The sequence below is a fragment of the Herbinix hemicellulosilytica genome (assembly GCF_002904165.1).
Classification (GTDB): domain Bacteria; phylum Bacillota; class Clostridia; order Lachnospirales; family Lachnospiraceae; genus Mobilitalea; species Mobilitalea hemicellulosilytica.
Genome location: NZ_CVTD020000008.1, coordinates 217,363 through 230,652 on the forward strand (window position 1 = coordinate 217,363; position 13,290 = coordinate 230,652).

General features: G+C 37.9%; 12 protein-coding genes. 11 read left to right on the forward strand and 1 reads right to left on the reverse strand.

The annotated features are described in order from the left end of the window. Position 1: 1 nt before the first annotated feature. The 6 genes from gcvPB (at position 2) to HHT355_RS13565 (ending at position 7,161) form a co-directional block, all read left to right on the forward strand. Positions 2-1,441 (forward strand): aminomethyl-transferring glycine dehydrogenase subunit GcvPB, encoded by a 1,440-nt coding sequence (gene gcvPB / locus HHT355_RS02010; protein WP_103201782.1) that lies wholly within the window; start codon positions 2-4, stop codon positions 1,439-1,441. A gap of 128 nt (positions 1,442-1,569) precedes the next feature. Further along, complete coding sequence (locus HHT355_RS02015) at positions 1,570-2,565, forward strand: lipoate--protein ligase (RefSeq protein ID WP_103201783.1); 996 nt, start codon at positions 1,570-1,572, stop codon at positions 2,563-2,565. Positions 2,566-2,787: 222 nt separating this feature from the next. Then, positions 2,788-4,191 (forward strand): dihydrolipoyl dehydrogenase, encoded by a 1,404-nt coding sequence (gene lpdA / locus HHT355_RS02020; protein WP_103201784.1) that lies wholly within the window; start codon positions 2,788-2,790, stop codon positions 4,189-4,191. Positions 4,192-4,399: 208 nt separating this feature from the next. Beyond that, positions 4,400-5,839: a putative DNA modification/repair radical SAM protein gene (locus HHT355_RS02025; RefSeq protein WP_103201785.1), complete on the forward strand. Its 1,440-nt coding sequence runs from the start codon at positions 4,400-4,402 to the stop codon at positions 5,837-5,839. 22 nt (positions 5,840-5,861) lie between these two features. Further along, a complete protein-coding gene (locus HHT355_RS02030) occupies positions 5,862-6,638 on the forward strand; it encodes a TIGR03915 family putative DNA repair protein (RefSeq protein ID WP_103201786.1) in 777 nt (258 codons plus the stop codon). Between the two features lie 118 nt (positions 6,639-6,756). Continuing rightward, positions 6,757-7,161 (forward strand): hypothetical protein, encoded by a 405-nt coding sequence (locus HHT355_RS13565; RefSeq protein WP_199179140.1) that lies wholly within the window; start codon positions 6,757-6,759, stop codon positions 7,159-7,161. Positions 7,162-7,291: 130 nt separating this feature from the next. On the opposite strand, the gene HHT355_RS02040 is transcribed toward HHT355_RS13565, so the two are convergent. After that, positions 7,292-7,690 (reverse strand): Fur family transcriptional regulator, encoded by a 399-nt coding sequence (locus tag HHT355_RS02040; RefSeq protein WP_103201787.1) that lies wholly within the window; start codon positions 7,688-7,690, stop codon positions 7,292-7,294. 147 nt (positions 7,691-7,837) lie between these two features. Between HHT355_RS02040 and HHT355_RS02045 the strand changes: the two genes are divergently transcribed. The 5 genes from HHT355_RS02045 to HHT355_RS02065 all read left to right on the forward strand — a co-directional run bounded on the left by HHT355_RS02045 (position 7,838) and on the right by HHT355_RS02065 (position 13,262). Then, the gene (locus HHT355_RS02045; RefSeq protein ID WP_103201788.1) at positions 7,838-8,284 is read left to right on the forward strand and encodes a putative ABC transporter permease; all 447 of its coding nucleotides are present in this window, start codon (positions 7,838-7,840) and stop codon (positions 8,282-8,284) included. 142 nt (positions 8,285-8,426) lie between these two features. Then, a complete protein-coding gene (locus tag HHT355_RS02050; RefSeq protein ID WP_103201789.1) occupies positions 8,427-9,041 on the forward strand; it encodes an HDIG domain-containing metalloprotein in 615 nt (204 codons plus the stop codon). A gap of 285 nt (positions 9,042-9,326) precedes the next feature. Continuing rightward, positions 9,327-10,229: a sulfide/dihydroorotate dehydrogenase-like FAD/NAD-binding protein gene (locus HHT355_RS02055; RefSeq protein ID WP_103201790.1), complete on the forward strand. Its 903-nt coding sequence runs from the start codon at positions 9,327-9,329 to the stop codon at positions 10,227-10,229. Positions 10,230-10,298: 69 nt separating this feature from the next. Beyond that, positions 10,299-11,690, forward strand: a complete 1,392-nt coding sequence (gene gltA, locus HHT355_RS02060; protein WP_103201791.1) for an NADPH-dependent glutamate synthase — start codon at positions 10,299-10,301, stop codon at positions 11,688-11,690. A 21-nt stretch (positions 11,691-11,711) separates the two neighbouring features. Continuing rightward, entirely contained in the window at positions 11,712-13,262 is a 1,551-nt protein-coding gene (locus tag HHT355_RS02065) for a putative bifunctional diguanylate cyclase/phosphodiesterase (protein ID WP_158245862.1), read from the forward strand. The last annotated feature ends 28 nt before the right edge of the window (positions 13,263-13,290 follow it).

Sequence of the window (13,290 nt, forward strand, 5' to 3'; positions counted from 1 at the left end):
GATGAAGCTTATATTTGAAAAAGGAAATATAAACCGAGGCCTTAATTTGCTTCCGGAATGTGATGTACCCCTTGTTTCCTTAAAAGAAGAATACGAGCGTAAAAAAGAACTTAACCTGCCCCAGGTTTCCGAAACCGAAATAAGCAGGCACTATACCGAATTGGCAAAGAGAACATACGGTGTAAATAACGGGTTTTATCCTTTAGGATCCTGCACCATGAAATATAATCCGAAGATAAATGACGAAATGGCTAAACTTCCTGAATTTACGGAAATTCATCCTTTACAGCCGCTAGATACCGTACAGGGCTGCCTGGAAGTTTATAAACTTGCGGAAAAATACCTTTGCGAAATAACCGGAATGGATCGCATTGATTTTCAGCCGGCAGCAGGAGCCCACGGAGAATTTACCGGATTAAAACTTATATGGGCTTATCATAAAGACAGGAATGATACGGGAAGAACTAAAATAATAGTTCCCGATTCGGCCCACGGAACCAATCCCGCCAGTGCGGCCATGGCCGGATTTACGGTTGTAAACGTGCCTTCTACACCCGAAGGAATGGTGGATATAGAGGTTTTAAAAACCGTTGTCGGTGATGATACGGCAGGCTTCATGCTTACAAATCCCAATACAGTAGGTATATTTGAAGAGCATATACTTGAAATCACAAATATTATTCATGAAGCCGGAGGGCTCTGCTATTATGACGGTGCTAATCTTAATGCCATAATGGGTATAACAAGGCCGGGAGATATGGGATTTGACGTAGTTCACTTAAATCTTCACAAGACATTTTCCACCCCTCACGGCGGAGGAGGACCCGGAAGCGGCCCGGTAGGATGCAAAGAATTTCTGGCAAAATATCTTCCGTCACCAAAAATATTTGAAAAAGACGGCCTTTTAGTCTTTGATAAAAAGGATGAAAAAAGCATAGGCAGAGTAAAAGAATTTTACGGAAACTTTCTTGTTGTCGTACGGGCTTTAACCTATATGATGACCTTGGGTGCTGAAGGGTTAAAAGAAGCGTCGGAAAATGCCGTATTAAATGCCAATTATATGATGCATAAGCTTAAAGATATTTTTAGCATACCATTTGGCAAAGGCCGCTGTATGCACGAATTTGTTATATCATTGGCAGATTTAAAGAAAGATACGTCAGTTTCAGCCCTTGACTTTGCAAAAACGCTTCTTGACTACGGTATCCATCCGCCGACTATGTATTTCCCGCTGATTGTTCAGGAAGCTCTTATGGTTGAGCCTACGGAAACGGAAACCAGAGAAACATTGGATGAAGTTATAGAAATATTCAGGGAAATATACACCAGAGCGCATCAAAATCCGGATGAGCTTCACAACAGTCCGATAAAAACACCTATAGGCCGTCCGGACGAAGTTGCTGCAGCAAGAAATCCGCTTGTACGGCATACATTTTCTTAAAATAGTGATAAGCTGCTTCAAGTTATAATTGCGCTTGGAGCGGCTTTTTTATCAAGTCGGTTTGTGCTTTTGATTGCAATTAGTATTTATATAGAATAATAATTTTACAATTAAATAAGAAAGAGGGGATAGTTATTAGAAAGCTAAAATACTGTATTACTTATGAAACCGATCCTTATAAAAATATTGCCCTGGAAGAATATCTTTTACATAATGTATCCGAGGATGAATGCATCCTTTATCTGTGGCAGAACGAAAAAACCGTTGTTATAGGAAGAAACCAAAATCCTTGGAATGAATGCAGGTTTAAGGAATTAAGCGAAGCCGGAGGGAAAATGGTGCGGCGCTTATCCGGAGGCGGGGCTGTGTACCATGACTTAGGTAATCTTAATTTTACATTCCTTTTGACAAAAAATAATTATGACGTTGACAGGCAGTTAAATGTGATAATCAAGGCTGTAAATAATTTAGGAATACCAGCAGAAAAGTCAGGGAGAAACGACATAACCGTAGACGGCAAAAAATTTTCCGGCAATGCCTTTTATACAACGGGAAATAAATGCTATCATCACGGAACTATTTTGGTGGATGTGGATATGCCCTCCTTATCTAAGTATTTAAACGTATCCAAAACAAAGCTTCAGTCAAAAGGAGTGGATTCGGTAAGATCCAGGGTAACTAATCTTAAAGATTATAATCCGGAACTTACTATCGAAAGACTTAAGGAAGAGCTCATAAAAGCTTTCGGTGAGGTATACGGATTAGAACCGGAAAGAATGGATATAGATAACCTGCCGCAGGAGGAGCTTAAAAAGAGAACTGAGAAATTCGCATCCTGGGAATGGAATTTCGGAAGAAAAATAGAATTTAGCGATGTCCTGCAAAAAAGATTTGCATGGGGAGATATATTGCTTCAGATGACTGTCAACGGCGGTATTATAAAAGACTGCGGGGCTTATTCAGATTCTCTTGATACGGAGCTTTTCGAAGAGATTCCCAAAGTCTTAATTGAGTGCAAGTTTACCTCGGAAGATATGGAAAAAGCATTAAGAAGCCTTAATGTGGATGATAGCAAAAAACAGATGCTAGAAGATATAATTCTTCTTATCAGGGAAGAAGTTTAAGGCATAAACAGATATAATAATTAGCGGGTCAATTTATAAAAAACAGATATAATAAAATCTATACTTAAATTCATAAGAATTAACTGGATTTTGAAAAGATTTAATTAAATATGTAGTTTATAAAAAGATAGATAAACTAGCAGATGTAAAAAGTAGTTATATAATTATTGACATATTTAGCCTAATAAAAATTATGAATGGCATATCAGGAGGATATATTTAATGGGTGAAAGGTATGACTTAATCGTAATTGGGGCTGGTCCGGGAGGTTACGTGGCTGCCATAAAGGCCGCTAAGCTTGGGAAGAAAACTGCCCTTATCGAAAAAAGAGAAATAGGGGGTACCTGTCTTAACCGCGGATGCATTCCTACAAAGACTTTAATGCACAGCACCCATTTTCTTTATGAAGCCGAAAAGATGAAGAATGCTGGAATTGCTTTTGAGGGACTAAGCATTGATTATGAAAAGCTTATGGCAAGGAAGGATGAAGTAGTAGCAGGCCTTCGTAAAGGAATTGAAGGGCTTCTTAAGGCTAACGGGGTGAATGTATACCGAGGAACCGCAAGAATTATTGATAAAACTACGGTAAAGGTTAAGGGGACGGATGATGAAACGGACTTGCAGGCAGAAAATATCTTAATTGCCACCGGTTCGGTACCTGTAAAGCCTGCTATTGAAGGGGCTGACCTTAAAAATGTGGTGACCAGTGACGAACTGCTGTCCGGACAGGTGAAACCCGAAAAGAAGCTGCTCATTATAGGCGGCGGGGTTATAGGTGTGGAAATAGCTACAATTTATAGTGAACTGGGTTGTGAAGTGGAAATCATAGAACTGATGGACAGAATCCTTCCGGGAATGGATAAGGAAATATCCCAAAGCATAGCCCTGGGATTAAAGAAAAGAAATATTAAAATCCATACCGGAGCCAAAGTGGTTAAAATTTCGGAAAACGGCTCATACGGACTTGTGTGTGAGTATATAGAAAAGGAAAATACGAAAACTACGGAAGCTCAGACTATTTTGATGGCAGCAGGGAGAAAGCCGAATACGGAAGGCTTGTTTGAAGTGGTTAAACCTAAGATGGACGGAGCTTATATAAAGGTTAATAATAATTTTGAGACAAGCATCCCAGGAGTATATGCCATAGGGGATGTGATTAGGGGTAAGCAACTGGCCCATGCTGCTTCCGCCCAGGCAGTAGCTGCGGTGGAAATAATCTGCGGTTATAAACCTTCCATAGATTTGGATGTAATTCCTTCATGCGTCTATACAAACCCCGAAGTGGCTACAGTGGGCCTTGATGAAGCTGAAGCAGCGGCTTTGGGATACAATGTTAAAATAGGAAAATATCCCATGCTAGGAAACGGTAAAACCCTGCTTTCCATGGGTGAAAGAGGGTTTATCAAACTGGTATGTGATGCAGATTCGGGAAGAATTTTGGGAGCCCAGCTTCTTTGTGACAGAGCCACCGATATGGTTGGGGAACTGGCTTTAGCCATATCCAAAAAGCTGACCTACAAAGATTTGGCATCTTTAATACGGCCCCATCCGACTTATGAAGAAGCCATAACTGAAGCTGCGGAAGATATCGAGGGCATGGCAATCCATCTCATGCCGAGAAAGTAAAGAATATATATTACGAATTATGCTTTAATATATAGCCCTTGGCTCATATGCTAAGGGCTTTTATTATGTAATTATTATCAAGAAATGTGGTAAAAATTATAATTACAATTCCCTGTTTCTGAACGCTTGTTCGAAAATATATTGACTAATATTGTGTGATTTGCTATAATGAATCAGAACAAATGTTTGGAAATGACGGAGGGTTATTATGGTTATACAGGAAGGTATGTCTATCCAAAGGAAATTAGAGATTTTATCTATGGCTGCCAGATACGATGTCGCCTGCACTTCCAGCGGAGTTGACCGGAAAGGAAACAATACCGGCATCGGCAACAGCCTGGCCTGCGGAATCTGCCATACCTTTTCTGCTGACGGAAGATGCATATCCCTTCTTAAGATTCTTTTTACCAATGAATGTATCTTTGACTGCAAATATTGTATAAACCGCTCTTCCAATGACATAGTCCGGGCATCTTTTACTCCCAGGGAAGTCTGTGAACTTACCATGGAGTTTTACAGGAGAAACTATATAGAAGGGTTATTTTTAAGCTCAGGTATAAAAATTAGTCCCAATCATACCATGGAACAGATATATGAAACCCTCAGGATGTTAAGGGATGAATATAATTTTAACGGATATATCCATTGCAAGATAATTCCCGGAACGGACCCCGTTTTGGTCGAAGCTATCGGATGGTATGCGGACAGGCTTAGCTGCAATTTGGAATTGCCTACGGCTGAAAGCCTGAAAAAACTGGCACCGCACAAGAACAGGAAAAACATACTTAAGCCTATGAGGCAAATTCAGCTTAGACGGGACAGACATAATGAGTATCTGGGTATTGATGATGCGGCAAGAAATAGATTGCTTACGGACAGCAGAATTAATATTGACGAAACGGACGGACCGGTTGCCGCAAATATAATAGTTCCCTTTGGAAGAACTCTACCTGCTAAAAAAAGATTCGCTCCTGCCGGGCAAAGTACGCAGCTTATTATCGGCGCTACCGAAGAAAGCGATTATCAGATAATGACAGTATCCGAGGCTTTATATAAGAATTTCGGGCTAAAGAGGGTATTTTATTCGGCCTTTGTTAATGTCAATCAGGATGAGAGCCTTCCTTCCACCCTAGACGGGCCTCCTTTGCTTCGGGAGCACCGGTTATATCAGGCAGATTGGCTGCTTCGCTTTTACGGATTTAAAACCGATGAGCTTTTGGATAATAACAAGCCCAATTTTAATCTGCTTCTTGATCCAAAGTGCGACTGGGCATTAAGGCATCTGGAACTGTTTCCTGTGGAGGTTAATAAAGCAGATTATCAGACCCTACTTAGAGTTCCGGGAATAGGTGTAAATTCAGCCAGAAGGATAATTGCAGCCAGAAAACATGCTGTATTGGATTTTAATGACTTGAAAAAAATGGGAATAGTATTAAAGCGGGCTATTTATTTTATTACCTGTAACGGCAGGATGATGTACCCTATTAAAATTGACGAAGATTTTATTACAAGACAGTTACTTGCCTCAAATGAACGAATGCCGTTTGGTATAGATAAGGATATTACTTACAGACAGCTTTCTCTGTTTGATGATGTAAATTTTCAGCCTGATATGCATGATCAAATAAAAATATTATCCCAAGCATAAAATTATATTCACGAGGTATGCTATGAATACGAAAAAAATCTTTCAGTGTAAAAACAGCATGGACGGTATTTTCACAGCCATTTATGAAGCCTGGAGTTCGGGATACGGCCATGATAATGTGATGATTGAAGAGTTATGCGAAAAAAACGATTATTCGAATATGCAACTGTTTTCGGAATATATTACGGTTAATACAGATATGGAAAAGGCCCTTAAGGTATCCCGGTCTATAAAACAGAAGATTTCCGAAGAAGCTTTTGAAATAGTTTGCAGGGTAGCCTTATCGGATTACAGGCAAAAGGGGGATTTAATCTACAGATTTTTGATTTTGGGATTTCGCAGCGGCAGGGATATTGTAAACCATATAAGCAATGATGTGGTAAATCAAATGCTTAAAATTAACCGTAATGTAGGCAATGAGGTTCATCATTTTCTGGGTTTTTTAAGATTTTCACAACTGGAAAACAATATATTGTTTTCTGTTATCCATCCAAAAAACAATATAATTTCGCTACTAGCTCCTCATTTTGCGGACAGGCTTCCGCAGGAAAAATTTATTATTTTTGACGGAGGGCGTAATATCTGTGCTCTTCATTTACCCGGAAGGCCGTGGATAATTTCGGATATTCCCGAAGCCAATCCGGATATGGTTTATAAATTGAAAAATTATGACAATTATAAGGATTTATGGAAAATATTTTTTGAAAATATAGCAATAAAGGAAAGGATTAATCTGAAACTTCAGAGGAATAATTTACCCTTAAGATACAGAAAAGATATGACTGAATTTCAGTCTTAAGTTAAAGGATTCCAACTGTTAAAGATAATGACTAAAGCATAACTGCATAAATAATTGATATCCGTGGGATACTAAGCTAGTAAAATGAATTATTTTATTATTTAGGAGGAGTATACCCATGAAAAGAAAATTAAGCATATTTATGGTATTATGCTGTGTCATTATCTTTGCTTTCACAGCATGTACGGGTAATGAAGGAGATAAGACTCCGAATACAAATGATAAGAATAACGGAACAACCAACGAAACCGATGACAAAACCAACGGTGTTAACGATGCAACCGAAGGTGACTTAATCGACGGTATTGATAACGGTACAACCGGTGGTACAACAGGCGGATCAACCGGTGGAACAACCGGCAATACCGGTACGACAGGAAACAACGGAACGACAGGTAATACCGGCACAAACGGAAATAACGGAACGACAGGCAATACCGGAACAACCGGAAATAACGGAACAACAGGCACTAACGGTACGACCGGTAACAACGGAACAACAGGCAACGGAACTACACCGTAATTACAGCTAAATCAGTGACAATGAAAATATATACTGGTTAGTAAAATTATAAAGAAAAAATAACATCATTAATGTAAATGAATAATTAAACGGATACCATGTTTGGTTAAGGCTTAACATGGTATCCGTATTATTTATAATTTGATGCACAGTTTTTGCAAATTCCTGTGATTTGTAGCTGATGGTCTTTTATTATAAATCCTTCGGCTTCTATGCTGTTTTCCAGTTCTTTTAAGGGGCAATCCGGTAGATTATAAACTTTTTTACAGTCTTCGCATATGATGAAATGAGTATGGTTATTTTTGTCCTTTTTGAAACTGTAAAATATTTCATTATCATTTAAATAGTATTTTTCAATCATGTTTTGATTTAGCATTGCATCAATATTTCGGTAAATAGTTGATTTGGCGATTTTTGGAATTTCGCAGACTGTTTTGCTGTATATTTCATTTATTGAAAGAGGGCGGTCTGCTTCTTTCAGTATAGACAATATTAGTTGCTTTTGCTTAGTATTTCTTCCGTTTGACATATTTTCACCGTCCCGGACTTATTATACATATGCTAGTATATAACTTTTTTTATACGGATTCAATACCTCAGGTTTTTAAATCTTATAATCTCATTTTTATTGGCATTTAAGGGAATACAAATATGATATATTAGAAATACTAAGATTATGAGTAAAATTAAAACCTTTCTGACAAATTTTTGCATCTGCGGATTATGCGGATGGTGTCTGGAGTGTTTTTGGACAGGCATAAATTCTATAAAGAATTGGAAAAAGAATGACAGGACTTTACTTTGCCGTACGTCCATATGGATGTTTCCAATATATGGGCTTGCTGCGTTTTTATCGCCTATTTGCTGTAAATTGAAAAACAGGAGTGCTCTGGTACGAGGAGGTGTATATGCCATATTGATTTATATTACGGAATACACTACCGGTGTATTACTTAAAAAATACAGAGCGTGTCCCTGGGATTACAGCAAATCGAAATATCATATTAACGGAGTAATACGATTTGACTATGCACCGATTTGGTTTCTAACCGGTTTATTATTTGAAAGAATTTTATGCAGAGATTTATATAAAACCAAAAAGGACAGTAATTCCTGTAATTAGCTTTTATTTTATGTTATTTTGCTTATAGGCTGATTTTGTGCCAAAATCTTAGAATTGAATTTAAAATTTAGTTTTTAACAGTTAGAAATCATATGCTAAAATTTAAAATTAAATAATAAATAAGAAATATGTAAGGAGAGTTATGGGTAAGGATCTTACATTTGAAGAAATTACAAATCATTTGATGAATGACGAATTACCGTCCGTATACTTTAACAGCCTTGACAAGGAATTGGAAACTTATCCTTTAAACATGCTTGCAAAACTTAAAAATGTTGAACAATCCGAAAAATATCATCCGGAAGGGAATGTATGGAATCATACCATGATGGTTGTTGATGAAGCGGCAAAGATTAGGGATAAATGCAATGATGCCAGAGCAGTTATGTGGGCTGCTCTTCTTCATGATATAGGAAAACCTGATACGACCAAAGTAAGAAAAGGGAGGATTACATCCTACGACCACGACGTAGTGGGTGCAAGGCTTGCCGAAAAGTTTCTGGAATTTTATACGGAGGATACAGACTTTATTAAAAAGGTTAGCTTAATGGTCAAATACCATATGCATATGCTATATGTTTTAAAAGGCCTTCCTTTTGGCGATCCTGCTCGTTTGGTGAAAGAAGCAGATATTCATGATATTGCCCTATTATGCAGATGCGACAGGCTGGGACGGTCAGGAGCAGATAAAATTGAGGAAGAAAAAAATTATAAAAATTTTTTGGAAAAATTAAATAACTATAAAGTTCAAGCATAAGAAATCCTAAAAAATACCGGCGGAGATTAATTCAGGCGGATATGCCCGTTTAAGTAATAATTGCCGGTATTTTTTTATTAAGAATTTTATTAACATATACAAAGTAAAATTATTTCTGATATTTTATGTAAGGATTATCATATACTGAATACTGTCAATATAAAACATGTAAAATTAAGTAGAAATTATATTTAATGTGAAAAATTGACTAGATTTTTTAAGATATCTATCCTATAATATAAAACATATATTTAACGGTATTAAAATAACAGAGGGGTGCAATATATGTCTAAAGACTATACATATGTAATTACCAGAAAAGAGAAGCTTGCCGAATCCATTTATCTGATGGATATTAAAGCACCCAGAGTGGCAGCCCATTGCTATCCGGGTCAATTTGTAATTCTTAAAATTGACGAAAAAGGTGAACGGATACCGTTGACCATATGTGATTATGACAGGGATAACGGTATCGTAACTATTGTGTTTCAGGCTCTCGGGCATTCAACAAAACTAATGGCCGAGTATGAGGTGGGAGAAGCTTTCAGAGATTTTACCGGCCCTTTGGGCAAAAAGTCCGAACTTATAGATATGCCCAGGGAGGAATTGAGCAAAAAGAAAGTACTGTTTGTGGCCGGAGGAGTAGGGGCTGCGCCTGTGTATCCTCAGGTAAAATGGATGAAAGAAAACGGCTATGAACCTGATTGCATAATAGGTGCAAGAAGCAAAGATTTTGTCATACTCGAAGATCAAATAAGACAGTATGCCAACAATCTGTACATAACAACTGATGACGGATCCTATGGAATGAAAGGAAACGTCAATGACGCTATCAGACATCTTGTGCAGGAAAAGGGCAAGCACTATGATATAGTTGTAGCTATCGGCCCTATGATTATGATGAAATTTGTATCTTTGCTTACTAAAGAATTAAATATTAAGACTATCGTCAGCATGAATCCTATTATGGTGGACGGTACAGGCATGTGCGGAGCATGCAGGCTGACGGTAGGCAATGAGATAAAATTTGCCTGTGTTGACGGGCCGGAATTTGACGGCCATTTGGTTAATTTTGATGAGGCTATGAAGCGGCTCTCTATGTATAAAACAAAAGAAGGCAAAAAGATTCTCCGTGAAAAAGAAGGAGAAACGCATCATCACAAAGATTGTCAAATACATAAAGAATAATACATAGTATGAGCTTATATTAAAGGGTTTACTTGATTCTAAGCTAAAAATCGGGAGGATATAGATATAATGGATAAATTAAAAAGAGTACCTATAAAAGAACAGGACCCAAGCGTCAGAGTTAATAATTTTGACGAAGTATGCCTCGGTTATACATTAGATGAAGCAAAAGAGGAAGCTTCCCGCTGTATTCAGTGTAAAAATCCCAGATGCGTGGAAGGGTGTCCGGTATCTATTAATATTCCTGGTTTTATAAATGAAATTGTAAAAGGCGATATAGAAGAGGCCTTTAACGTTATAAGCAAATATTCTGCTTTACCTGCCATTTGCGGCAGAGTTTGCCCTCAGGAAACCCAGTGTGAAGAGCGCTGCATTAGAGGAATAAAAGGAGAAGCGGTGGCAATAGGTAAATTGGAAAGATTCGTTGCCGATTGGGCCAGGGAAAATAATATAGCGCCGAAACCTCCTAAAGAAAAGAATGGTATAAAAGTGGCTGTTATAGGTTCCGGCCCGGCGGGGCTTACTTGTGCAAAGGATTTGGCAGAACTGGGGTATGATGTTACTGTCTTTGAGGCCCTTCATGAACCGGGCGGGGTACTGGTATACGGTATTCCGGAATTCAGGCTTCCTAAAGAGGAAGTAGTTAAACCTGAGATTGAAAATCTAAGGGCTTTAGGGGTAAAAATAGAAACCAACGTAATTATAGGAAAATCGGTAACCATAGATGAGCTTATGGAAGAAGAAGGCTTTGAAGCTGTATTTATAGGTTCCGGTGCAGGTCTGCCTAATTTTATGGGTATACCCGGAGAAAATGCCAACGGTGTTTTTTCTGCCAACGAGTATCTGACCAGGAGTAATCTTATGAAAGCTTTTGACAGCAACTATGATACTCCGATTATTACAGGCAAAAAGGTGGCAGTTGTGGGTGGCGGAAATGTGGCAATGGATGCCGCAAGAACAGCTTTGAGGCTTGGGGCGGATGTGACGATTGTCTACAGAAGAAGCGAGAAAGAGCTTCCAGCAAGAGTAGAGGAAGTCCATCATGCCAAAGAAGAAGGCATACATTTTATGTTTTTAACTAATCCCAAAGAGATTTTGGTTGATGAAAACGGTTGGGTAAAAGGAATGAGATGTGTTAAAATGGAACTGGGAGAAGAGGATCAATCAGGCAGAAGAAGGCCTGTGGAAGTTGAAAATTCCGATTTTATAATAGAAGTAGATACGGTTATTATGTCATTGGGAACAAGGCCTAATCCGCTAATTTCATCAACTACACATGGGCTTGAGACTAACAGGCGCGGTTGCATTATAGTGGACGAGGAAACAGGACAAACATCAAGAGAAGGGGTGTTTGCCGGCGGTGATGCCGTAACAGGTTCTGCTACGGTTATTCAGGCTATGGGAGCCGGTAAAAAGGCTGCCAAGGCTATTCATGAATACCTGCTGGCCAAAAAACGATAAGATAAAGATTAGGGGATGTTTATGAGCAAATTTATGTCCAATAACATGCTTTTATTTATGATTTTGGTATCTTCGTCAGTTATATTGATGTTTTTGGTCTTATCATTAATTAATATATTTAAATTAAAAAAGAAGTTAACAGCATCTAAACAGGAGAATGAAAAAATAAATGAGGAATATAAGAAGTTAAAGTTAATGCATAAAGATACTTTAGCTTCTTATTATGCCCTGAATACCCGTTATGAAGAGCTGTATAAGACCAATGAAAACATAAAAAAACTGGCTTATACCGATTATTTGACTGAACTCCCCAATCGGACTGCACTTGTAGAAATGCTTGATAATATTTTGCTGACTTTGCGCAAGGAAGAATTTATCGGTATAATGGACATTGACATTGATAATTTCAAAATTATAAATGATACTTTAGGACATTCCTATGGAGATGAATTGCTTATAGATGTTACCCACCGCATAAAACAGGTCCTTGATGAGAATGATTACCTGGCCCGTTTTGGCGGGGACGAATTTGTGATTTTAACCCAAAACCTAAAAGATATGGCTTCATATGAGGAAAAAATAAGAAAAATCAGAAACGTATTTTCATATCCTTTTGTACTGTCCACAAAAGAATATTTTATAACGGTAAGTATCGGTGTGGCTTTTGCTCCTAAAGATGGCAAAACATCCCAGGCTTTAATTAAAAATGTGGATTCAGCCATGTATATGGCTAAGGCTAACGGAAAAAATACTTACACATATTTTGAAGATTCTTATAACCAGATGCTTACCGACAAAATTGAGCTTCAGTCTGAACTGCGCCGGGCTATTGAAAACGAAGAGTTTGTATTGTTTTATCAGGCGCAAATGGATATCTCGAAGAAAAAATTAGTGGGTTTTGAAGCCTTGATAAGATGGAACCATCCGATTAAAGGCTTGCTTAATCCTGTCGATTTTATTTATCTTGCCGAAGAATCGGGCTTAATTATTCCTATAGGCAAATGGGCATTAAAGTGTGCATGTAAGCAGCTTAAAGAATGGTCTGATATGGGATATACCGATATTACGATGTCAGTTAATCTGTCGGCAAGACAGTTTAGAGACGAAAATTTTGTACAAACGATTCTTGAGATTATTGAAGAAACGGGTATTGATCCAAGCAGGCTCGAGCTGGAAATAACAGAATCTATTGCACTTGATAATTTGGAATACACAATTGAAGTTATCAAGGAACTTAATAAAATAGGTGTTAAGTTTTCTTTAGACGATTTTGGTACAGGCTATTCTGCCATGAGCTATTTAAAACGGCTTCCGATAAGCAACGTAAAAATAGATAAGAGCTTTTTGGATACAGTCTTGGAGGATACAACCGATCAAAAAATCATTCAGGCTATAATCAATTTGGCGTATAATCTTGATCTTCAGGTTATAGCAGAAGGTGTAGAGCAACTGGAACATGAGCAGTTGCTTCAAAGATTAAACTGCAATATGGCGCAGGGATATTTATACAGTAAACCTGTGCCTAAGGAGAAAGCCGAAGACCTGTTAAACAGTTCTGATTTAATGAAATAGTTATACATAAAAGTTATATACTTATAAT